A 21,604-nucleotide genomic window follows, 5' to 3' on the forward strand; every position below is an offset into this window, starting at 1 on the left:
GCAGAACCTTCAGACAGCAAGGGCATCAATAATAAACAGCGAAGCAAACACATTATGGGGTGGCTTGCCCCTCTGTGGGGGCGCTGCTTGGGGCGATAAAAACTTTACTCCCGGGGCGGAGGTGGTTGATCCCATCGGTAACGACTTTTTCACCCTCCTGAAGGCCAGATTGAATGACGGTATCAGTATCGTTGCTATAGCCAGTTTTGACCGTGCGGATTGAGACCGTCATATCCTTGTCGACAACGTAGAGGAAGGTGCCATCAGGGCCCGTTTGAACCGAACTACCAGGAACGATCAGGGCTTTTTGGAGTGTTTGTACGAGAAGATGGGCATTGACGAATTCATTAGGGAAGAGGCGTTCATCTTCGTTTGTGAAAATACCGCGTAGACGAACAGTTCCCGTAGCCGTATCAATTTGGCTATCCAGCGCTTTAACCGTTCCCGAGGCGAGTTTTTGTGAGTTATCGCTATTCCACGCCTCGACGGGAAGGCTGTCATGCGTTCTGAGCTGTTCTTGCACGCTGGGCAAGTCATTCTGAGGCAAGGTAAAGATGACAGAGATAGGCTGCATCTGCGTGAGGGTCGTTAAACCGCCTGACTGCCCAATAGTCACATAATTTCCCGCATCAAGTGCACGAATACCGACACGTCCATCAACAGGGGCGATGATATGACAGTACATCACATTAAGTTCAGCATTGCGGACATTGGCTTCATCGACTTTTACCTGTCCTTCAAGTTGCTGGACGGTAAATTCTTGGTCTCGCGCTGTCATGGCGGCAACGGAGTTTTGACGAATCAGGCGTTGATAACGCGCATTGTCAACGCGAGCCCGTGCGAGTTGTGCGCGGTCGGCTGTGAGTGTTCCTTCATATTGATGTAAAGAAGCTTCATAAGGACGTGGGTCAATAAGCTCGAGAATGTCACCTCGGTGAACATGCTGCCCCTCTTGGTAATAGACCGTGAGAATATGGCCATTAACGCGGGGTGTGATGGTCACATTCGTAATGGGAACGACGGTGCCCAGAAGCTGTAAAATAACAGGAACATCTTTACGATGTGCGGGAACCACAGCCACCGCTTGCGGCGCCCCTTGTGCTGAAGAGGGGTGAGATTTTTTAGAGGAGGAGTGTGTGTAGAAAAGACGCAGCCCAACAAGGAGAAGGAGTACACATCCTATAACCACCCAGACAATACGATAGCGAGAGCGGGCTGGAGGATTGGTGCTCATGGGCGTTTGTCTCTTCCTCGTAAAACAGGGATATTCCTCTATAGCGTTGAGTTTCGCAATAATTCAATTGGTGGGGAAGTTACGTGTTTTTAATACGGCCTTAAATTCTAGGCTTTTGGTTGGGAAATAGTACGTTTTTCCTTCGTGGGAGGTAAGTGGTTTGCACGCATTTTCATAAAATAATAACATGAGCTTATGATACTGTCATGGAGCATAACCGTTTTTACCTCTTGTAGTTTAACTAGAGCAGTTTCATATCTCTTAAGTAGGTTATGTTACAGTACGTAGTCGAGTGTAACGTGGGGGTGTAGAGCTCCTGAAGTTGCGCATAACAAGGAGACAATCATGGTCGGTACAACACAAAACAAGGCAGAAGGTTTGCTTGATGAGGCAACTGGTCGTGTAAAAGACGCCGTCGGTGGTGCAACAGGTGACCTTGGAAAGCAGGTTGACGGTAAATTTGACCAGGCTGCAGGAAAAGCGCGTCAGGAATTTTCTGACTTGTATGATGCGAATGAAGGCGCAGTAGAAGCGGCGACATGTTTTGTTCGTGAGCGGCCGCTTGTTTCTCTCCTGATTGCTTCGTTGGTTGGTCTCGTGATTGGACGTTTAGTCCTCAAGCGCTGCAAGTCCTAAAAGCGTAGGCGACGTGCGCAGAACTCCTCTTTAAGAGGGGGGTTAGCTTGTATGTGAATAAAATAGGCTTTCGGGGCGCTTTATATCGCTTTGGAAGCCTATTTTATGATAGGTACGCGTTCTCATAGTGTGTAGACAACGTCAAAAGAGGCCCGGTTGTCATTTATGGAATGGTTTTACGAACAGAATGGTCAGCAAGTCGGCCCCGTATCGCGGACTGAAGTTATCCGTTTGATTGTACAACGACGTATACAGCCCCATACTTTGGTATGGACGCCTGACTTTGGCGACCAGTGGCGTCCGGCGATCAAAGCTGGTCTTATGGTTTCTCTTTCTGGGCGGTTCCGGCACAATAATGCGGCGGAGAGCGATGAGCAGGGGGATAATCACACAGCGGCTCTTCCCTCTCTTTGGGCGTGGATTTATCTGATTGTCCCAAATGGGTTGGCATTGCTGATTCAATATATTGCTTACACAAAAGGCACGATTGAGACACCTTTGCTTCCGGTTCTGTTTGTCTATGCTATTTCTTTTATAGCACTCATGATGGACCGTCGCATTTTGCAAGCATCAGCGGTGCAACCTCCTTCTGTGTGGTGGTATTTTTTCTTTCCGGGGTATTTTATCATGCGCCGGGAGCGACTTGGCCGCGGGCGGGTTCTTGCTGCGTGTGCGGTTTTAGTTTTTGCATTAAAGGTAGCTGCTTCTCTTTCTTTATCATGGCCGATTTTAGAAAAGATGGTTCATACCAATATGACGCAGATGCAGCAGGGTACACATGCTCCTCAGCAGCAGAAGGTTCCTTCTCAACCTCCTGCATCTTCCCAGCCGCATACAGATGACGGGAAAGATCCTTCGTCGGAAAATGATACGACGATTTAGCATAATCGTTTAAAGCGTTGAGATGAGAAAAAACCCATCGGCCCTTTAACGAGGCCGGTGGGTTTTTGTTTGAAGTATGGGGAATAGAAGTGTGATGAAGGGGAAATAACAGGGCGGTAGAAATATTTTATACCTTGACATGCCTATTTTATAAAAAAAGGGCTTCCCTTTCGACTCGGAGTGATTCAGAAACGACTCGTGGAGTAACCGTGTCGTTATGTATGACGAGTAAGAGGGGCAATAATGCCAGATTACGAGCTTGAAAGAAAATATGGCGGGCTTGTTGCTGGCGTTGATGAAGTAGGTCGTGGGCCTTTGGCAGGGCCGGTTGTTGCGGCAGCTGTGGCCTTTAGACAAGCACCATCTTCTGAGCTGTCTCTTTTACTGGATGATTCTAAAAAGCTTACGACCCGTAAGAGAGAGAAGGCGTATCAGGCGCTCTGCCAGAGCCAAGAGGCGTATTGGGCGCTGGGCGCGGCATCGGTCGATGAAATTGACCAGATCAATATCGGCCAAGCCTGCTTCCTTGCGATGAAGCGTGCTGTTGATCGCTTGGCGCTCATTATGGGGAGGGCTCCAGACTTAGCGCTAGTTGATGGCAACCGTGCGCCCCAGCTTCTTTGCCCCGTTACAACGGTGATTGGTGGAGATGGGGTTAGCCTTTCCATTGCAGCGGCTTCTGTATTAGCGAAGGTGGTGCGGGATCGGATGATGGCACGTTTGGCGATACGCTATCCGGGTTACGGTTGGGAGCGTAATGCGGGTTATGGCACGGTTGCTCATATGACAGGTCTTAAAACGGAGGGAGTAACCCTCCATCATCGGCGTGCGTTTGCTCCCATACGGCGCCTGATAGAAGCAGAGGTTCGCGTAGCATGACAGCCGAAATGCCCATTAACCGGATTCTTCGCGGTGAGTGTGTGGAGGTCATGAAAGACCTGCCTGATGGAAGTGTGGACTGCGTGTTTGCTGATCCGCCTTATAACCTACAGCTTCGTGGAGAGCTCCGTCGGCCTGATGAGACTGTGGTTGATGGTGTTAATGATGCGTGGGATAAATTCGCCGATTATAAAACCTACGATGATTTTACCCGTCAGTGGCTGAGCGAAGCGCGGCGCGTGCTTCACAAGGATGGAACGCTTTGGGTTATCGGCTCTTATCACAATATTTTCCGGATTGGGGCGATCCTTCAGGATCTCGGCTATTGGATTTTGAACGATATTGTCTGGCGGAAGTCGAACCCAATGCCCAATTTCCGTGGGCGGCGTTTTACCAATGCCCACGAGACGTTAATTTGGGCAGCTCGAAGCCCGCAAAGCAAATATCGCTTTAATTATCAGGTGATGAAGGCGCTCAATGACGACCTTCAGATGCGTTCAGACTGGTATTTGCCCCTGTGCACGGGTAATGAGCGTTTACGTAATGATCATGGGGTAAAGCTTCATCCAACACAAAAGCCGGAGAGCTTGCTCCATCGTGCCTTGCTAGCGGCAACGACAGTTGATGATGTGGTGTTGGATCCTTTTTGTGGCACAGGGACGACGCCAGCTGTCGCTAAACGTTTGGGGCGCCGCTATCTTGCGATTGAGCGCCATCCTGATTATGTCAAAGCGGCCGAACAGCGCCTTGAAGAGACGCAGCGTTTACCTGCAGATCAGCTTGAAGTCACACCAGCGAAGCGTGAAATGCCGCGCATTCCATTCGGGTCGTTTGTGGAAAGTGGAACGTTGCCACCCGGAACAGTACTCCATGACCGTCAGCGTCGTTTAAAGGCGACTGTGGCGCCGGATGGCACGTTGGTTTCTGGGAAGCATCGGGGGTCTATCCATAAACTTGGGGCTCTCTTGACCCAGGCAGCGTCCTGCAATGGATGGACATTTTGGTATTTTGAGCGTGATCAAAAATGGATCCCGCTTGATACGTTGCGTCAAGAGAGTTACGCGCTCCGTCAAACGGCGTAAGAGAGGAGTGTCACAAGATCTCTGTCGTTGGGTCTGGCATTATATGGTGGTGGATAAAGCCGGATGGCATGAGCTGAGGTGGTTGGATTACCGTTTATGATCGCGTGTCTGTTTATCAATGCTTGGTGATTTAAACGTGATGTAAAAAAGGGGGAGTGCCAGATAGTGGCACTCCCCCTTTTTTTAGGACTGATAGAGCCCATGCACGTTATTAAATAGGCTGGCAATATTATGGCTGTGGGGTCAGCTTATGGCGCACAACATTCATTCGGGTATGACGCACATGCGGACGTGGTGCTGGGGCTGTGCTGGGGTGCGGCGCGTTAGGATCACCAAAGCCTAAGAAGCCCATATCAGGCTGTGGGCGTCCGGGATCGTCAAAGGTGCGTGCCGTCGGTGCAACGGCGGAAATACCTGTGCTTCCCTCAACATTAAGATGACCATTGCCGTGCTCTTGGGTGATCGCATCATGCTTGACATCGGTCGTAATACGCCCATCAGGGTTGTAGGTGCGCAAGGATAGAAGAAGGAACATGATGTCATTGCGGCCAAGATCAATCGCGAGGTCAAGCGGTGTCTGGTCTAGGACATTATGGGCGTTCATATCCGCCCCGCGGCTTAAGGCTTCTTTCGCTGCGATGAGGGAGCCACGATTAACAGCGTCAAAGAGGGCCCCCGTTGGGTTGAGATCCATACGGGAATGGCCTTGGTCTGAATCTTCAGAATCAGACCCCGGCAGAGCGGATGGAGGTGCTGCGCGACGGGCCGCTTTACGAGCCTCAGCTTTTTTTTGGGCGTCCATAGCCTCTTGTTCCGCCTCTGCTTCATCAGCGGACTGAGCATGAGCGGCGTGCCATGGCGTAAAAGCCAAGGGAGCAAAGGCAAAAGCCGCAAGAAAGAATAAATGCGGCAGACGGGGCAAGGCAGGAACGAACGATCGCATGATGGAGAGTATAGCCTCTTCTCAAGCCGGAAGCGAATAAAGGATACTGTCGTAACAGTGATAATACATTTCAATAAGCTCTTCTACCGATTAACGCCCTTCACGCCACCAGCCAAGAGCTAAAAGTAAGAGAATGACAGGTAAAATGCCCCATGAGGGTAATAAAGGCGTTTCACGGGTGGCACCAGCAACTGTTATTTGATGGCGAGGGAGGCCCATCCAGTCTGGGCCATGGAGCGCTGTTTGATCCGTTATTGAGCGGATCGTTGGTGTCGCTGCTCCATCAAGCCAATAGATGCCTCCTGAGGATGCGGTCACAAGAGGGCTGAGAATGTGCGTTGTGCTGCGAAGATCAGCATTCTCAACAGGGTCAGGATCACCCGAAACTGCAAAAGCTGTTAGCGCGTCTTGATGGATTGTCCAGATATGAGCGTTATGCGTGTCCTCTTCTGAAAGAGGGAGTGCGCCTCGTAAGACGGAACGGTGAGGTTGTGGCGTGAGCATAAGGCTCTGGTGGGTGCCAGAAGGTGTCAAAATATCAGCTGAACGCGGGGCTGAGTGCTGCTCAAGATGACGTTCTACGGTCAGGGTTTGACCGTTAATATGAGCATCTAGGCGGTTTTCTTCTAAGTCTGGCTCTTTCATAAGCCAATGAGATAAACGCCGCAGAAGCTCAGCCTGTGGGCCGCCTCCTTGTTCCCCGCGAGACCAGAGCCAGGCTTGGTCGGTCAGCATCATCGCAACGCGCCCTTGGTCTACATGATTGAGCAGCAAGAGGGGTGATCCGTGTGGGGTGGCAAGCAGGCTCGTGCCACGTGATTGGTCGGGTTTGAGTGCACGATACCATGACCCCCATTCTTTCCCCCATGGCCCTGTGCGCGGTAAGCCGCTTGTGACGGGGTGTTCTTCTCCTTCAGGGGTAAGGCGAGGATGAAATGCTTCTGCGATCATCCCGTTACTGGGGATATGAGCGGGGAGGACATCGCGCAAAGACGTATCTTGTAAGCTCCCATCTTGGAGCATCTCTGGCCCAGCGGTTACGAGCAACCCGCCGCCTTTGCGGACATAGTTGGCGATATTGGCAAGATACGCATCGGGAAGAATGTTCTGATTACGAAAACCATCGAGAATGATGAGGTCAAAGCTGCGGATTTTTTGTTCAAACAGCTCATGTGTTGGAAAAGGAATCAGCGCAAGATCAGAGATTGGTGTGTCATCTTCTGTATCGGGCGACCGCAAAATGGTGAAATGGACGAGGTCAACCGAAGGATCTGCCTTGAGAAGTTGGCGCCAAACACGGGCGGCCTGATTAGGCACACCGGAGACAAGCAGCACACGCAAACGATCACGCACACCATGAATACGGAGCACAATGGAATTATTGCGCGTGGAGACATCGTCAGAACGTGGTGTGACGTACACGTCTTTCATCGTGTCGCCGACATGAGTGATGGGGATGGTTAGATCAACAGGCTGTCCAGCGATGGAATGTGCGAGCAGGACAGAACGGCCATCGGGACGATGCTCCATAATATCGGCAGGCTGACCGGGGGATGTGCCAAGGTCATCGACTTGCAAGCGGATATGCGCATCTTGACCGACAATCACGTAAGGAGGTTCATTCAGAACACGAAGGCGGCGATCAACTTCTTCCCCCTTTGCCGTCAGGAGAAGATGGAGAGGTAGAGGATTGCCTTGGCTTCCTTTAAGCGACGCGGGAAGTTGCGGAGGGGTGTCGTGGTTCATCCCATCGGTGAGGAGGAAAACACCGGTTAGATTTGGGTAATTGAGGGCTTCGCGCTCAATTGTTTGGAAAAGCTGTGTTCCATTCCCATTGCCACCTGAGACATCCACACGATGGAGGTGAAGGTTCGTCAGCTTACCCGCTTGAGCTGTAATGTCATTGACGGCACGCTCGGTTAAATTGTGACGATCACGAACGCTCATAGAAGGCGATTGATCAACGACCAAAAGTGCTTCTTGAGGTTGTGGACGCAGCAGCGGATGGGCAATTTGTGGGCCACTGAGCCAGAGTAGCATCAGCAGCATCGCACTGACACGCCAAATGAGGCCGGGGATGCGTTTCCAAAGACCATAGGTGAGTAGTGCGAGAATGCAGAGCGCTGCACTCATCAAACCAAGAGGAGAGAAGACGGGTGTCCAATCAAGGGTCATCAGGGGCCTTCCTCGCCAGTAGGCTGCTGAGTGTCATCTTGGGTGTTCTTGAGGCGGTGAAGCATCTCGGGGTAATGACGCTGGTCATTTTTATAATTGCCCGTGAGTGCATAAATCACAGCATTAAAGCCAAAGCGATAGGCTAGTGTACGTTGGCTATCACCATCGGGCACAACGGCAAAAGGCGGATGACCCTGTTGGTCAATCGCCCAAGCATGGGCCCAGTCCCCATTACCGATAATGACAGGGCTAACATTCTCTCCGTTTTCGTCACCAAAGCGTGCGACATAAACGGGTTGCCCCGACACGCGGCCCGGATAGTCGTGTAGGAGGTAAAAAGCATGAGACAATGTGTGTGTGTCATCAATGGTGGTGAGCGGGGGAATGTCGAGCTCTTCTGTCACACGTTTAATGGCTCTGCGTGTTGCGTCCCCATTACTATTATCGAGAATGCTGCCAGCCCCCATTTCGTCTAACAATAGAAGGCCACCATGATGAATATAGTCGTTGAGAGCAGCGTTCTGAGCTGGGCTGGGTTGGGCATTTGGTAAAATGGGCCAGTAAATAAGCGGATAAAAAGCGAGATCATCATGCCCAGGGGTCACGCCAATCGGGGCGCCAAGATGGGCCGTGCTGCGATGATTCACAAAATGTGTCAGTCCTTCTAGCCCCTGTCGGGTGGCTTCGTCAGTTGGTGCATCGCCTGTCACGACATACGCTAAATGAATGTCTAGCGCACCAGTAGGGACGGTATCAGAGGAAGCTGAAAAAGCGGCGTTTCCTGCAAAAGAGACGCCACCAATCACCATAGCAACCCGGAAGAGAGGCAGAAATCCCTGACGGCCCAGAGAGCAGAGAATGTCCACACCAAGAAACACGAGTGCGAGCACACTAAGAAGAGGCCAAAGGGGCCAGTCAGGTGTGACAAAGTCAGGATTTTGAAGCGTGCCCAAGACAGGTTCATCATGTAAAGGCGAGGCGCCATCGGCAAGATTGAGTGGTTGAAGCTGTTCGGCAGGGCCATATAGCCCCGCAGGGTGAGTGGCATCAACGTGCCGGTTTTTGCTGTTAAGCGGGCGCGTACTAGTATCCGCGGGGCCTAACGTGCCTCGTGCGGTCAGAATCTTCCATGCGGGAAGGTCTGTATTGCGTGCGAGAACGCGATGGTCGGACTGGGCAAGGCTTGGCGCGTTAGTGACGAGACGTTCCAGCATTTGAGGGAAAAGACCTGATAGTGGGAGGGTCGACCAATCTGCCGTTGGTGTTGTGTGGAACAGGACGACCATACCGCGTCCTTCACGACGTGCGGTGACGAGGGGAGTGCCGTCGGTCAATGTTGCCCAAACATGCTCTTGGAGGTCATTCGTGGGTTGGGCCAATACTTGCCGTGTGACGGTAACTTCTTTGGGAATGGTGAGGCCTGCAAAGGGTGAATGAATCGGGAAATGAGCTAATCCCTGCGGCGAGCCCCATGACATTGGCCCGCCAAGTTGACGCATGCCGTGCAGAAGGGGGACGGGTAGAAGAGCGCGATCCGTGTCTGAAAAAGAATTTTCATCACGATGGGCGAGATCCGTCCCAGCAAAACGAACCAGTACACCGCCTTTTTGAACCCATGTGAGCGCATCATGTTGAGTGTCTGGATCCGTTAAGGTTCCATCTGGTGCCATTACAATGGAAAGCGGGCTGGTGAGCAGAGATTTCAAATCTCCACTACGCACGGCACCTTGTTTGCTCATGGCTTCAGTCAGGTAAAAGGCTGTGCCCGTTAGCGGGGCATTATCGCCGCCAAGATGTAAAATTCCGACAGGATGTTGATGTTGCCCGCCATTGAATAAGAATGTGCCAGCCGGCGGGGGAACAGCTGGCGCACTCACGGCGTCTAAAGACGTTGCTAAAGCGGCAGGCAAGGTCAGAGCGCTGGGCGTGCCTGTTTGCGCTGTCCAATGAGCGAGGGTGCTGACTTGCCCTTGTTCATTCACTGTTAGGCCATGAAGCGATAATGGATGTGACGGACAATGAGGGAGTGTTTCGGCAAGAATGGACGGCGCTTGTTGATGTGAGGGGGCACGGTTAAGGCGAATAAGATCGCACCGCTCCCAGCGAATATCACGCACATCATGGGCATTCTGGATGGCCTTTTGAAGGGCGTTGTCACCGTCCTGTGCAAGGCCGTCAGAGAGGATAACAAGGCTGGAATGCGCAAGCTCCTGATGCAGCGCGGCGTTGTTAAGCTGCTGGGCCATTGCAGAGCGGTCAACGGCCCAAGGCCGAGCGTGTACCGTACGCAGATAGCGCTCTAATGCGAGGTGATCACGTGGATGAACACTCTCGGGGAAAGGGCCGCCGGGATCATGCGCGGTGAGCAGAACGGTCACGGATCCGCCCGCTTGAAGGGTTTTATCACCGAGAATTTGTGCTGTTGTGCGGCGCTCTTCCCAATGGGGCATGGAGGCCCAGCCATTATCAAGGATGATCACCAAGGAAGATGGGCTTGGTTGAGCCTGCTTCATCAGCCAAAGGGGTTGGCTAAAGGTGACAATAACGAGGATGAGTGCGGCCATCCGTAAAAGCAATAACCAGAGCGGGGTGCGAGCACTATCTTGTCGTTTTGGGGCAAGTTGACGCAGGAGAAGCAGTGATGAAAATCGTTTTTCTCGCGGTTGAGGCGGTGTGGCTTTAACGAGCCAAATCAACCCAGGCAGGAGAAGAAGAAAGAAGAGAAGAGCAGGCGTTAGAAAGCTCATCGTTTCTCTCCCAGCACGTGATGAAGGCGCATGAGTGATGCTCCCATAGGCTGATCTGTGCGGTAGGGAATGAAAGAGGTTGATCGCCCACCGTGAGAGAGGCGTGCTAGGTGGTTTTTGAGATGCTGCTGATAGGTCTCGCGCAAGCTGCTGACAGCAGGAAGGGTGAGCGTATTGGGCTCTTCATCACTTTTAAAACGTACATGCCCCGTATAGGCGGAAAAGTCGCGCTCTTGTGGGTCAAAGACACCAAAGAGAGCGGTGATGCCAAGCCGTTTTTGCGTGGCGGTAAGCAGCGCATCAAGCTCGTGTTCCGGCCATAAAAAATCACTTGCCATGATAAGAGAGGCCTGAGGCGATGCATGGTGAAGCGTAGGGTTGGGGGGCGCCTCTATGAGGTCATGGGCAAGCCGAGGGAGATGTTGCGGTCCGCTATAGCAGCGTGGGCCACCGAGAACACCAACGCGTTCGCCTGCTTTAAGCGCGGCTTGGCCTAATGTAAGGAGCGCTGTGATGGCTGCATCACGTTTGGTGGATAGCGTATCTGTTGAGCGCCACTCCATGGAAGGTGAACGGTCTGCCCATAAGAGAAGTTGCCGCGCGGACTGACGTTCGCGTTCACGAACCCATAAGGTTTCGGGGTTGGGGGAGCGTGCTGATTGTTTCCAATCCACCAAAGTCGCTGGTTCAAGGGGCATATGAGGGCGGTATTGCCAAAAATCCTCACCATGCCCTGCTTTTCGCCCGCCATGCCGTCCAGCCTCAAGCGCTGTTGCAAGCTTACCTGCTGAAAGGATCAGCTCCGGTAGAGGGCTGTGATGGTTCGCAGCCGGGGAGGAACGCTTAGCCTGCGGCAAGAGAGAGCGGAGGAAGGACGGGATAGGCACGGTGGTAGCGTCTCCTTTGCCCCGGCTTAGGAACGTGCTGAGAGTTGGTCTGCAATGAGGCGTTCGGCTGTCATGCCTTCAGCCTGTGCACCATAGTTGACACCCAGACGGTGGGCTAAGACTGGAATAGCCAAAGCTCGTACATCATCCACACTGGGGGATAAACGTCCACCAAGCAAGGCGCGGGCACGCGTAGCGGTCATGAGTGTTTGAGCCGCACGCGGGCCGGGGCCATAATCAAGCGCTTTACGCACATCGTCGCGTGCGCTTTCATCGTTTGGTCGTAATCCACGAACGAGATCCAAAATAGCATCAAGCACTTTTTCCCCAACCGGAAGACGACGCACGAGGTCTTGCGCATCAAGAAGGTCGTTATGGGAAAGGAGGCGCTGGGGTTTGGCCCGGCGTTCGCCTGTGGTTTGGATCAGCATATCACGCTCTGCAGCCCGTGCGGGGAAGTCGAGCGTAATTTGCATCATAAACCGGTCAAGCTGTGCTTCAGGGAGGGGGTATGTCCCTTCTTGCTCAATCGGGTTCTGTGTAGCCAAAACATGGAAGGGTTCGGGCAAGGCCCACGTTTTTCCACCTTGCGTTACGTGGTTTTCAGCCATGGCTTGCAGAAGTGCTGACTGAGTGCGTGGGCTGGCACGATTGATCTCGTCAGCAAGAACGAGCTGACCAAAAATAGGGCCGGGCAGGAAGCGGAAATGACGCTTGCCGTGTTCATCCTGCTCTAAAATCTCAGCCCCGGTAATGTCGCTGGGCATCAGATCAGGTGTGAACTGAATACGAGAACTTTTGAGCCCCATAATCTGCGCGCAGCTTGTCACGAGCAAGGTCTTACCAAGCCCGGGCGCTCCCATAAGGAGGGCGTGCCCTCCGCTGAGAATAGTCGTGACGACATGTTCAATCACGTTTTGCTGACCAAGGACGGTTTGTCCGATTGTAGCGACCAGCTTTTGGAGCAAAGGGGCGAGGCGATCAGCCTCAGCAATATCCTGTTCACCCTGCTCTAAGGGGCGGTTTATATCAGTAAAATGATGGTGCTCGGTCATGCTCCCCCCTCAACGATGGACTTGGTCATTGTCTCAAATAATACAGTCTTCTGCCAAGCTCTTTTATGCAGATTATCACTGGCATTCTTTACGATAATGGGGAAGGGGGTTTTATTGTGTCGGGATCGTCACCAATTCCAATGCAGATTAAGGTCTGGTTCTGACAAAGAAGGAGGGAAAGTTGAGCGATTATGCGATACGGAGGCTAGCCCCTTCTTTGGGGGAAGACCGCACCGAACAGAGCGTTTCTGAAGAGATGCCGCGTGTTCTCCCGTTTCATATCCGTCGTGACGGGACATGGTTATATCGTGGCACAGCGATCACGCGTAAAACGATGCTCTGTCTTTTCGCGTCACTGTTAGATCGTGATGAGAAAGGGGATTATTGGCTGACGACCCCCACTGAATCGGGTATTATTCAAGTCGATGATGTGCCCCTAATGGCTGTGGAGCTCGATTTTCGTGGTCATTCCTCACGACATCAGAATCTGTGCTTGCGGACGAATATGGATGAGCTTCTCTGTGTGGGGCCAGAACATCCCCTTATCTGTGATTGGGATCGCCCTGCTTCAGATAGCACAGTGCCCTATATATATGTGCGTGCAGGCCGGGGGGAATACCCCATCATGGCGCGTCTCAGTCGAGCTGTCTTATTCGAGTTAGCGGCTTTGGCGACGCAAGGTTATGTCAAAGGTGAGCCCTGTTTGGGGGTTTGGAGTCAGGGAGAATTTTTCCCGTTATCCCGTCTGTCAAATGAAGAAGATGAGATGCCACCTTTGGACTGGATCTTTTAACGGTGGTCGTGTCTCCGTCATTGCTGCAGGAGCGTTTACGCCATCTTCCCGGCTTTGCTGGGCTGGAGCGTTTATGGGCGATTATTCCTACGGCGCGACTCGTGGGTGGGTCTGTTCGGGATGTGCTTTGTGGCGCGACGGTGCATGATCTTGACTTAGCCAGCCCACTCCCACCTGAAGAAGCACAGGCACGATTGGAGAAAGCCGGCGTTAAGGTGGCCCCCACAGGGCTAGCTCATGGCACGATTACGGCAGTGATTGATCATCATCCTTACGAGGTGACGACTTTACGGCGTGATGTGGAGACGGATGGTCGGCACGCTGTGGTGGCATGGACGGATGATTGGCAGGAAGATGCCGCGCGGCGTGATTTTACTATCAATGCGATGTCGTTAGATCGGGATGGTACGCTCTATGATTTTTTCCATGGACAAGAGGATTTAGAGGCGCGTCGCGTGCGTTTCGTTGGGCAGGCTGCACAGCGGATTGAAGAAGATGCGCTGCGGGCTTTACGTTTTTTTCGTTTCCAAGCGCGGTATGGAGGAGATGTTCCTGACCGGGAAGCCTGTGCGGCGATTACGCAGCATTGTCAGAATATGGCGCAGCTTTCTGTTGAGAGGATCGCGTCTGAACTTCTCAAAATATTAGCGGGCCCCAATCTTGAATCCACAATTGGTCTTATGGATCAGACAGGTCTTTTGCGCACACTTCTTCCGCAGGCAGAACCGTCAGGATTAGCGGCTTTGTTGGCATGTAAGGGGCAGCAGCGTGCTCTTGTGCGCCTTTATGCGCTTTCGCCTGATCCAGCGGTTGGGCAAGCGTTGAAGCTCTCCAACGTGGAGAAATCAGCTCTAAATGCGTATGCTAAAGCCCACCCTGTTCTACGTCCCGAGATGGATGATGATGATATTCGGCGCGCACGCGTTCTTCAATCGGAAGCCGTTTTGATTGACCGCACGTGGCTTGCTCAAGCGCATTATGATGCGTCCCCAGAGGACAGTTGGGGGCGTTTGCGGGCGCGTATCGCTGCTATCGTGCAACCTGAATTTCCTCTTTCGGGGCGTGATGGGATTATGCTTGGGTTGAAACCTGGGCCAGAGCTGGGCCAATGGATAAAGAAAGCGCGGGCTTGGTGGATGGCGCAGGGCTGCCGTCCAGATCGACATGCGTGCCAGACATGGCTTATGCAGCAGCTTCCCTCCCAAGAATGAGGCTGCTAGGGTTCGCCCTATGACGCAGCACAGCACAGATGATACGGCCAGTTTCGCGCTCATTGGGCGGATATGGCGTGAGGAAATTCGCCCTCATATGGGCCATGTGAGCCTGATTTTTATCCTCACGATCGCGATGGCTGTGCTTACGGCTCTTTATCCGCTGGTGATCAAGCGTGCGATTGATATGTTTGCCGCTCATGACCCGCGTATTCTCTATCAAGTGCCAATTTTGGTCATCCTTGTCACAGGGGCGAAGGCTCTTGCACAATATGGGCAAAATGTTGCGGTGCAGAAGATGGTGATGCGCGTGGTGCGGAGCCTTCAAGGGCGCATGTTCGTGCATGCTCTAGGGGCTGATATTGCCCGGATTGAACGTGAGGCTCCTGCTCAATGGGCAGCGCGTTTTACCAGCGATGCCTTGGCAATCCGTGAAGCGCTCACACGCTCGGTAAATGCGTTGGGTGATGTCGTGACGATTGTCGGACTGGTCGCATCAATGATCTGGACAGATTGGGAGCTCAGCGTGATTGCCGTTGTGTTGTATCCCTTGGCGACTATTCCGGTGCAAAAGTTGGGCAGGCGCGTGCGGCGTGCATCAGGTGGCATGCAAGAGCAGGTGGGACGAACCTCTGCTTTATTGACGGAAAGTTTTTCTCTTGCTCGACAAATTCGTATTTATCGGATGGAGAAGCTGGAAGAAAGCCGCATTGGTCGTGCGTTAGATCAGCTTCATGATCTATTCTTACGTATCGCGTGCAATCGTGCTCGTTTGGATCCAATGCTGGAAGTCATTGGTGGAGCGGCGATTGCTTTGGTGCTGGGTTTTGCGGGGTGGCGTTCAGCGATGGGTGGAGCCACGCTGGGTGACTTTACGGCATTTATTGCGGCTTTGTTTGCAGCATCGCGTCCTTTGCGGGCGCTAGGCTCGCTCAATACATCCCTTCAAGAAGGGTTAGCGGGCATGGCGCGCATTTTCACGGTTATTGATGAACCGGCTGCTGTTTCTGAAAAACCAAAGGCTCGCTTATTACCAGATGGGGCGGGGCATCTCGCTTTTTCCCGCGTGTCTTATCGTTATCCCGATGGGCATGAAGCGTTGTGTGATTTTGAGCTGGAGGTGACACCGGGGCAGACGGTGGCGCTTGTAGGGCCAAGTGGTGCGGGCAAGTCTACGGCTTTATCGCTTATTCCTCGCCTGCATGATGTCAGGTCAGGGGCGATTACGATGGAAGGAGTGGATCTGCGTGATCTTACCTTGGCAAGCCTGCGTGATCAGATCGCTTATGTCAGCCAAGAAACAGCGTTGTTTGATCTATCCGTGATGGACAATATCCGCCTTGGCCGACCTACAGCGTCTGATGAGGAGGTCGTGGCCGTCTGTAAAGCAGCGGCTTTGGAGTTTGTGGATCAGCTTCCTGAAGGTATTCATACCGTCATCGGGACAGGGGGACAGCGTCTTTCCGGTGGGCAGAGGCAGCGCGTCGCGTTAGCACGCGCTTTACTGCGGAACCCACGTTTCTTGTTGCTCGATGAAGCCACCAGTGCGCTGGATTCTGAAAATGAATCACGCGTGCAGGAAGGGCTGAGTCAATTACGCCGTGGGCGGACAACCCTCATAGTGGCTCATCGTTTGGCGACGGTGCAAACAGCGGATAAAATTATTGTGCTGGATCAGGGAAAGATTGTGGAAGCCGGCACGCATACCGACCTCCTTCATCAAAACGGCCTTTATGCGCGGCTAGTGCGGATCCAATCCTTAGGGGCATCCTGAAAGACAGCGATAAGGTCAGGCAGAACAGTTTTATAGAGATCGCCTTTAAAACCGAGATCATAGACGCCCTGTGAGATCTCTTCAGGGGAGACCCAGCGCCATGTGCTAAACTCGGCAGGGTCTTGTCCATCAAGGCGAATGTCACTGTCTTGGCCGGTATAACCGAAGACGAACCATTTTTGCCGTTGTCCGCGATAACGTCCGCCCAATGCTTTACCGATGAGGGCAGCTGGGAGGTCATAGGCATACCACTCTTCCCGTTCCCCTAAAAGAACGGCCTTGCTGGTTCCGATTTCTTCCATCATTTCCCGTTGAGCGGCTTGATGTGGGGTTTCCCCGTCATCAATCCCCCCTTGAGGGCATTGCCAGACCTCACCGGGGAGGTCTGCGCGCTGGGCGAAGAAAAGCTTCCCCTCTGCATTAAAGAGCGCAATGCCGACATTGGGGCGATAGGGAAGATCGGTAGGAGTGGTCATTTTTGCGTTCCCTGTGTCTGTGGGGCCGCCGTCATGAGCGTGACGAGGCGTAATGCCTGTTGAAGTTGGAAGTCAGTTTCCGGTTTTTTCGGGTCAAAAGCCGGCCATTTTTGTGGAGGAAGACGGTCAATCTTCTTCGCTCCTTCGGGTAAATCATGACGCAGTGTTTCTTTAGTCTCTGAACTTCCGATATTCGTCAGGACATGAGCAAGGTCTGATTCATGATATGTAAAGGCGCTGTCATCATCACGTGTGGCTTGTACAGCGATGTCTGGCGTAATGCCGAGGCCCTGAATAGAACGACCAGAGGGCGTGTAATAGCGTGCCGTCGTTAGGCGAATAGCGCCTTGGTCTCCAATAGGGAGGATTGTCTGCACAGAGCCCTTGCCGAAGGTGCGTTCACCCATAATGATCGCTCGGTGATGGTCTTTCAGGGCTCCTGAAACAATTTCACTAGCGGAAGCAGAACCCGCGTTAGTCAAGACAACAATGGGGAGACCGTGGGTAATGTCGGTATTTTTGCCGTCCCAGTGCTGATTATTTTCAGGGTGACGCCCACGGATGGAGACAATTTCACCGTCACGAATAAAGTCGCGTGACACAGCAATGGCTTGGTCAAGCTTGCCGCCCGGGTTGGAACGCAGGTCCAGGACAAGGCCATTAAGCGTTTTCCCGGGAGTTTTAGCGACATCCTTGACGAGTTTTTCGTAAGCTTTGCGCATATCGTGCTCAAGAGCATCGTCAAACTCAGTGAGGCGAATATAGGCCGTGCGTCCGTAAAGAGCAGAGCGCACAATCTGCGTATGAATAATTTCTCGTGCGAGGGTGAGGGTTTGTGTTTTCCCTGTTTTGGGGCGAAGGATGGTGAGGACAATTTTAGTGCCGGGCTTCCCACGCATTTTACGCACGGACTGATCCAGCGTGAGGTCGGCAATGCTTTTATTGTCCACCATTGTAATGACATCGCCAGGTTGAATACCGGCGCGGGCTGCGGGTGTATCGTCAATAGGAGAGACGACGCGGACATGCCCTGAATCCGCCTGAACCTGAAGGCCTAACCCGCCAAACTGCCCAGACATTTCATCTTGCATGTCTTTAAGCTGCTGTGGATCCATATAGGAAGAATGTGGGTCAAGATTGCCGACCATGCCTTGGAGGGCATTATTGATGAGCTTCTTGTCTTTAATAGGCTCAACATATTCGGAATGAACAACATCCATGACCGTGCCGAGGAGGGTCAGCATACGAACGGTCTCGGCGTTATTGTCTTGATCGTCGTTTTTATCATGCTGTGCCGGTTGGGCGCTGTCTGCGGTGAGGGCTGGCAGCGAATGGGCCATATCGTGGCTGTAGGCGGGGCCAACCCCGGCCCCGAACAGGCCATATGCTAGGCCCATAACAGCACCGGTAACACCCAAAATCGGACCGGTTTTGACTATCATAATGGTGTCATCCTCACAGGGAAGAAAGGAGAAAAGTCAGGCCACAGGACTATGTCGCGGCATTAAACGGTAAAGGTAGCTTATCTCTTTTCGATGAAAGGCGAAACTCTACCGAGCATGATTGGTGTAAAAATCAGTCTGTTAGGGAGAAGATGTGAGAAAAGGCATGGGGTTGGCGATGTTTGTGCCCCGGCGGAATTGTACAAAAAGATGGCCTTCTTGCTGGGGCATTACGCCTAAACGGTCATGACGTTGAATCGCTTGTTGAGTTTGCGCGGTAATATGGTCGAAACCTGCGAGAACAAAACGCTGGCTGTGCCCGCAATCAAGGATAACCATCGGCCCAAAGGAACGGAAATCTCCCGTAAAGAGGAGGCGGCCTGAACAGGGAGCATAGACTGGCGCTGAGGGGGGTGTGCGGTAGGTCAGGCCTGTTGCAGGCCCTGCTTCTGTTTCTTGCCCCCACCGGGTGATGAGTGTTCCTTGAACGGGGGAGAGGCCTTGTCCCTTAGCCAAACCAGGGCCAGTATCAAGCGCATGAAGGGCTGTTTCTGCCTGATGAGCTTGCGTGCCATGGTGCTTTCTGCGCAGCAAACGTGCTTGGTGCTGCAAATGACGGCGCGCAGCGGCTTCTTGGCGGGCTAGGCGTTCAATCGCATCGGTGAGTGAGTGCATATTGGCCCGAGACTCGTTGAGTAAGGCTCGGGAATGCGCAAGATGTTGTTGAGCTTCTTGCTGCTTTGCGAGAGCTTTCTGGGCTTGTTCTAAGCTTTCATTATGGCGTTGCTCTTGCTGTTGTTGTTGCGTTTGTATCAGTCGCGCATTTTGATCAAGCTGGGTTTGAGAGTGATGGAGAGCGAGCCGTTCACGTTGAAGCACATTGGCATGGTGCTGTATGGCCACAAGGCGAGCGTGGAGAAGAGGCAAGGCCAGAGCGGGATCTGCTGACGTTGATGATGAGGGGCGTAAGAGCTGCTCGGGGCTTTGTTGCATCTGCATAAGAGGCGGCAAAAGTGAGAGCGCTTCCTGTGTCTGAGCCGTGCCCTCTTGGTCTAATACTGTGTCGCGTGTGTCGAGCTGGGTCATTTGGCTATTGAGGCTGGCGAGCGTGGCTTGCGTGCGTTTTAACGCACGTTGGAGGCGTCGCTGCTGCCTTTTAAGTGTAGTGACTTGCTGGGTGCTTAAACGTGCCTGTTGCACATCACGCTGTGTTTGTTGCTCGCGTTCTTGGAGGTTCTGAATCTCTTGCTGCAAGTTACGTTGGAGGGCTTCGCGTGCTTCTCGGCTTTCATGCGGTGCTTGAGCATGAGAGGGAGAGTGTGCCTGACGTGAGGGGCGTGCGAGTGCTTGTGATGCTGGCACGATAAGACCTTCCCCAATGAGGGGGACGAGTAAAGAGGTTAACAGGAACTGTCTTATACAGAGCACAGAAGCAGCCTCTTTATCCTAGGGTAACGGTTTTATGATTCTCTTACTACGCGCAAGGAGAGAAAAACGATCATTGCGCAGCACTCTTCCTTGTCAATTAACCTGTGCATAGTAGGATGATTTCCTCTCCATACAAAACCGTGTTTAAAAGACGTTGCAATGCGTAGAAAAGGGACGCTTATGACTATTGAGGGTAACGAAAGATCAGACGGCCCTGGTTGCGCATGCGGAGATTTAAGCGACGAGCAGCGCCGTATTTTGCGAGACCATGGAACGGAACGAGCTGGAACCAGTCCGTTGAATGATGAAAAACGCTCCGGCCGTTATTGCTGTGCTGGGTGTGGGCATGAGCTGTTTCGTTCTGAAAAGAAATATGACAGTGGCTCCGGATGGCCGTCTTTCTTTGATGTTGAAGACAATGGGGTTGGGGTGTCAGAAGATACGCGTTTTGGGATGTATCGTGTTGAAGTACATTGCGCGTGCTGTCGTGGTCATTTAGGGCATCTTTTTCCCGATGGGCCACTCCCAACGGGAAAGCGTTATTGCATGAATGGCCTTGCTCTTCAGTTCATTGCTGATGATGAGGCATCCACAGAGAAAGGTTCTTAATGTCGTCATCGTCTTCTTCCATGCTGCATGTGCTGACACATCCTCTTGTCCGCCATAAATTAGCATTTCTTCGGCAGCATGATACGCCCATTGCTGTGTTTCGTGCTTCAGTGAGAGAGCTGAGTCTCCTTCTTGCTTATGAAACATTAGAAGCTCTTCCGTTGAGAGATGCGACGGTACTTTTGCCGGATGGTACTCAGGCCGCTGTTGAACGGATGGATGAAGCGCAGATCTGTTTTGTGCCCATTTTAAGAGCGGGGTGTGGTTTGCTTGATGGCATGCTGGATCTTGTTCCTTCCGCAAGTGTTGGGCATGTCGGCATGCAGCGTCATCATGTGACGTTGGAAGCGGAAGAATATTATTTTAAAGTTCCTGACCATATCCATCAGAAATGCTGCATTGTGTTGGACCCTATGTTGGCCACAGGGAACTCTGCCGATGCCGCCATTACACGCCTCAAACAAGCAGGGGCCAAAAATATTATTTTTGCTTGTTTAATTGCAGCTCCTGAAGGCGTTGCTTTGCTTCAGAAAATACATCCTGATGTGCGGATTATAACCTGCTCTCTTGATGAGAAACTTGATGAAAAAGGCTATATCGTCCCCGGGCTTGGGGATGCGGGGGATCGTTTTTTTGGAACGGATTAAGAGGGGAAAGGCCCAGTAAAGACTGGGCCTTATTTAAAGGCTGGGCCTTATTTTACGAGGCGCGCAGCAATATCGGCAACATGCTTGCCTAAGAAACGACCGCCATCACGTTCATTCTCGCTCACTTGGCGAGAGCCGTCTGGCCCAGCGATGGTGGTGGCCCCATAGGGTGCGCCACCGCTGATCTCGCTGTTTGTGAGCTGCCCTTGGAAAGAGTAAGGCAGGCCAGTAATGACCATTCCGTGATGGATGAGGTTTGACAAGATGGAGTAGAGGGTCGTTTCTTGCCCACCATGTTGGCTACCCGTGGACGTAAAGGCAGCGCCGACCTTCCCGATCAGAGCCCCTTTGAGCCATAGGCCGCCAGTTTGGTCAAAGAAGTTAGCGAGCTGAGCCGGTAGACGTCCAAAGCGTGTTGGACCGCCAACGATAATACCGTCGTAATTAACGAGTTCAGAAGGCTGTGCGATCGGGGCTTTCTGATCCAGCTTAAACCCGTTTGCTTTAGCCGCGTCTTCGGGAACGAGCTCTGGAACACGGCGAATATCGGCCTGTGCCCCAGCATCACGAACGCCAAGAGCGATGGCTTCAGCCATTGTTTCAACATGGCCATAGGTTGAATAGTAGAGGATCAAAATGCGTGGAGAAGACATGATTCACATTCCTTAAAAAGAGATAGGCAGGGCCGGCCTATGACGTGACCA

Annotated in this window: 19 protein-coding genes; 9 read left to right on the forward strand and 10 right to left on the reverse strand. The window is 52.6% G+C overall.

Annotation, left to right across the window (positions count from 1 at the left end):
* Window positions 1–52: 52 nt before the first annotated feature.
* Window positions 53–1,234, reverse strand: coding sequence for an efflux RND transporter periplasmic adaptor subunit (locus tag F457_RS0105885; RefSeq protein ID WP_018980211.1), 1,182 nt, complete (start codon window positions 1,232–1,234; stop codon window positions 53–55).
* Between the two features lie 345 nt (window positions 1,235–1,579).
* Here F457_RS0105885 and F457_RS0105895 point away from each other — a divergent pair, with 345 nt between their 5' ends.
* From F457_RS0105895 to F457_RS0105910, 4 genes are all read left to right on the forward strand, one after another.
* Window positions 1,580–1,870 (forward strand): CsbD family protein, encoded by a 291-nt coding sequence (locus tag F457_RS0105895; RefSeq protein ID WP_018980213.1) that lies wholly within the window; start codon window positions 1,580–1,582, stop codon window positions 1,868–1,870.
* A 165-nt stretch (window positions 1,871–2,035) separates the two neighbouring features.
* A complete protein-coding gene (locus F457_RS12300; RefSeq protein ID WP_018980214.1) occupies window positions 2,036–2,752 on the forward strand; it encodes a DUF4339 domain-containing protein in 717 nt (238 codons plus the stop codon).
* Window positions 2,753–2,995: 243 nt separating this feature from the next.
* Window positions 2,996–3,631 (forward strand): ribonuclease HII, encoded by a 636-nt coding sequence (locus tag F457_RS0105905; RefSeq protein WP_018980215.1) that lies wholly within the window; start codon window positions 2,996–2,998, stop codon window positions 3,629–3,631.
* The gene (locus F457_RS0105910) at window positions 3,628–4,713 is read left to right on the forward strand and encodes a site-specific DNA-methyltransferase (protein WP_018980216.1); all 1,086 of its coding nucleotides are present in this window, start codon (window positions 3,628–3,630) and stop codon (window positions 4,711–4,713) included. The genes F457_RS0105905 and F457_RS0105910 overlap by 4 nt, the downstream gene beginning before the upstream one ends.
* A gap of 229 nt (window positions 4,714–4,942) precedes the next feature.
* Here the strand turns inward: F457_RS0105910 and F457_RS14205 are convergent, their stop codons facing one another.
* From F457_RS14205 to F457_RS0105935, 5 genes are all read right to left on the reverse strand, one after another.
* Entirely contained in the window at window positions 4,943–5,656 is a 714-nt protein-coding gene (locus tag F457_RS14205) for an ankyrin repeat domain-containing protein (RefSeq protein WP_018980217.1), read from the reverse strand.
* A 90-nt stretch (window positions 5,657–5,746) separates the two neighbouring features.
* Window positions 5,747–7,831 (reverse strand): hypothetical protein, encoded by a 2,085-nt coding sequence (locus F457_RS0105920; protein ID WP_018980218.1) that lies wholly within the window; start codon window positions 7,829–7,831, stop codon window positions 5,747–5,749.
* Window positions 7,831–10,578: a DUF4159 domain-containing protein gene (locus tag F457_RS0105925; RefSeq protein WP_018980219.1), complete on the reverse strand. Its 2,748-nt coding sequence runs from the start codon at window positions 10,576–10,578 to the stop codon at window positions 7,831–7,833. The genes F457_RS0105920 and F457_RS0105925 overlap by 1 nt, the downstream gene beginning before the upstream one ends.
* Window positions 10,575–11,465, reverse strand: coding sequence for a DUF58 domain-containing protein (locus F457_RS12305; RefSeq protein WP_018980220.1), 891 nt, complete (start codon window positions 11,463–11,465; stop codon window positions 10,575–10,577). Before F457_RS12305 ends, F457_RS0105925 begins: the two co-directional genes overlap by 4 nt.
* Window positions 11,466–11,491: 26 nt before the next feature.
* Window positions 11,492–12,520 (reverse strand): AAA family ATPase, encoded by a 1,029-nt coding sequence (locus tag F457_RS0105935; RefSeq protein ID WP_018980221.1) that lies wholly within the window; start codon window positions 12,518–12,520, stop codon window positions 11,492–11,494.
* Window positions 12,521–12,701: 181 nt separating this feature from the next.
* Between F457_RS0105935 and F457_RS12310 the strand changes: the two genes are divergently transcribed.
* The 3 genes from F457_RS12310 to F457_RS0105950 are packed head-to-tail and all read left to right on the forward strand — an operon-like array spanning window position 12,702 to window position 16,298.
* Complete coding sequence (locus tag F457_RS12310; protein ID WP_018980222.1) at window positions 12,702–13,313, forward strand: DUF1285 domain-containing protein; 612 nt, start codon at window positions 12,702–12,704, stop codon at window positions 13,311–13,313.
* Between the two features lie 2 nt (window positions 13,314–13,315).
* Window positions 13,316–14,524 carry a CCA tRNA nucleotidyltransferase gene (locus tag F457_RS0105945; protein ID WP_018980223.1) on the forward strand — a complete coding sequence of 403 codons (1,209 nt, stop codon included), beginning with the start codon at window positions 13,316–13,318 and terminating at the stop codon, window positions 14,522–14,524.
* 19 nt (window positions 14,525–14,543) lie between these two features.
* Complete coding sequence (locus F457_RS0105950; protein WP_018980224.1) at window positions 14,544–16,298, forward strand: ABC transporter ATP-binding protein; 1,755 nt, start codon at window positions 14,544–14,546, stop codon at window positions 16,296–16,298.
* Here the strand turns inward: F457_RS0105950 and F457_RS0105955 are convergent.
* The 3 genes from F457_RS0105955 to F457_RS13260 all read right to left on the reverse strand — a co-directional run bounded on the left by F457_RS0105955 (window position 16,256) and on the right by F457_RS13260 (window position 19,578).
* Window positions 16,256–16,774: an RNA pyrophosphohydrolase gene (locus F457_RS0105955; protein WP_018980225.1), complete on the reverse strand. Its 519-nt coding sequence runs from the start codon at window positions 16,772–16,774 to the stop codon at window positions 16,256–16,258. The genes F457_RS0105950 and F457_RS0105955 overlap by 43 nt on opposite strands.
* Window positions 16,771–18,216: a S41 family peptidase gene (locus F457_RS0105960; RefSeq protein ID WP_018980226.1), complete on the reverse strand. Its 1,446-nt coding sequence runs from the start codon at window positions 18,214–18,216 to the stop codon at window positions 16,771–16,773. The genes F457_RS0105955 and F457_RS0105960 overlap by 4 nt, the downstream gene beginning before the upstream one ends.
* A 141-nt stretch (window positions 18,217–18,357) precedes the next feature.
* A complete protein-coding gene (locus tag F457_RS13260; RefSeq protein ID WP_156809364.1) occupies window positions 18,358–19,578 on the reverse strand; it encodes a murein hydrolase activator EnvC family protein in 1,221 nt (406 codons plus the stop codon).
* Window positions 19,579–19,824: 246 nt separating this feature from the next.
* On the opposite strand from F457_RS13260, the gene msrB reads away from it, so the two are divergent.
* Window positions 19,825–20,253 (forward strand): peptide-methionine (R)-S-oxide reductase MsrB, encoded by a 429-nt coding sequence (gene msrB / locus F457_RS0105970; protein ID WP_026294238.1) that lies wholly within the window; start codon window positions 19,825–19,827, stop codon window positions 20,251–20,253.
* Window positions 20,253–20,900 (forward strand): uracil phosphoribosyltransferase, encoded by a 648-nt coding sequence (upp, locus tag F457_RS0105975; protein ID WP_018980229.1) that lies wholly within the window; start codon window positions 20,253–20,255, stop codon window positions 20,898–20,900. The genes msrB and upp overlap by 1 nt, the downstream gene beginning before the upstream one ends.
* Before the next feature lie 47 nt (window positions 20,901–20,947).
* Here upp and wrbA read toward each other — a convergent pair whose 3' ends face one another.
* Window positions 20,948–21,553, reverse strand: a complete 606-nt coding sequence (wrbA, locus tag F457_RS0105980) for an NAD(P)H:quinone oxidoreductase (RefSeq protein ID WP_018980230.1) — start codon at window positions 21,551–21,553, stop codon at window positions 20,948–20,950.
* Window positions 21,554–21,604 lie beyond the last annotated feature (51 nt).

Source organism: Saccharibacter floricola DSM 15669 (genome assembly GCF_000378165.1).
Taxonomy (GTDB): domain Bacteria; phylum Pseudomonadota; class Alphaproteobacteria; order Acetobacterales; family Acetobacteraceae; genus Saccharibacter; species Saccharibacter floricola.

Excerpts from the sequence above, each read along its gene's own strand:
- F457_RS0105920 (WP_018980218.1), bottom strand. The coding sequence starts at position 7,831 with ATGACCCTTGATTGGACACCCGTCTTCTCTCCTCTTGGTTTGATGAGT.
- F457_RS0105935 (WP_018980221.1), bottom strand. The coding sequence starts at position 12,520 with ATGACCGAGCACCATCATTTTACTGATATAAACCGCCCCTTAGAGCAG.
- F457_RS0105885 (WP_018980211.1), bottom strand. The coding sequence starts at position 1,234 with ATGAGCACCAATCCTCCAGCCCGCTCTCGCTATCGTATTGTCTGGGTG.
- F457_RS0105950 (WP_018980224.1), top strand. The coding sequence starts at position 14,544 with ATGACGCAGCACAGCACAGATGATACGGCCAGTTTCGCGCTCATTGGG.
- F457_RS0105925 (WP_018980219.1), bottom strand. The coding sequence starts at position 10,578 with ATGAGCTTTCTAACGCCTGCTCTTCTCTTCTTTCTTCTTCTCCTGCCT.
- msrB (WP_026294238.1), top strand. The coding sequence starts at position 19,825 with ATGACTATTGAGGGTAACGAAAGATCAGACGGCCCTGGTTGCGCATGC.
- wrbA (WP_018980230.1), bottom strand. The coding sequence starts at position 21,553 with ATGTCTTCTCCACGCATTTTGATCCTCTACTATTCAACCTATGGCCAT.
- F457_RS0105905 (WP_018980215.1), top strand. The coding sequence starts at position 2,996 with ATGCCAGATTACGAGCTTGAAAGAAAATATGGCGGGCTTGTTGCTGGC.
- upp (WP_018980229.1), top strand. The coding sequence starts at position 20,253 with ATGTCGTCATCGTCTTCTTCCATGCTGCATGTGCTGACACATCCTCTT.
- F457_RS0105910 (WP_018980216.1), top strand. The coding sequence starts at position 3,628 with ATGACAGCCGAAATGCCCATTAACCGGATTCTTCGCGGTGAGTGTGTG.
- F457_RS0105955 (WP_018980225.1), bottom strand. The coding sequence starts at position 16,774 with ATGACCACTCCTACCGATCTTCCCTATCGCCCCAATGTCGGCATTGCG.
- F457_RS14205 (WP_018980217.1), bottom strand. The coding sequence starts at position 5,656 with ATGCGATCGTTCGTTCCTGCCTTGCCCCGTCTGCCGCATTTATTCTTT.
- F457_RS12300 (WP_018980214.1), top strand. The coding sequence starts at position 2,036 with ATGGAATGGTTTTACGAACAGAATGGTCAGCAAGTCGGCCCCGTATCG.
- F457_RS0105895 (WP_018980213.1), top strand. The coding sequence starts at position 1,580 with ATGGTCGGTACAACACAAAACAAGGCAGAAGGTTTGCTTGATGAGGCA.
- F457_RS0105960 (WP_018980226.1), bottom strand. The coding sequence starts at position 18,216 with ATGATAGTCAAAACCGGTCCGATTTTGGGTGTTACCGGTGCTGTTATG.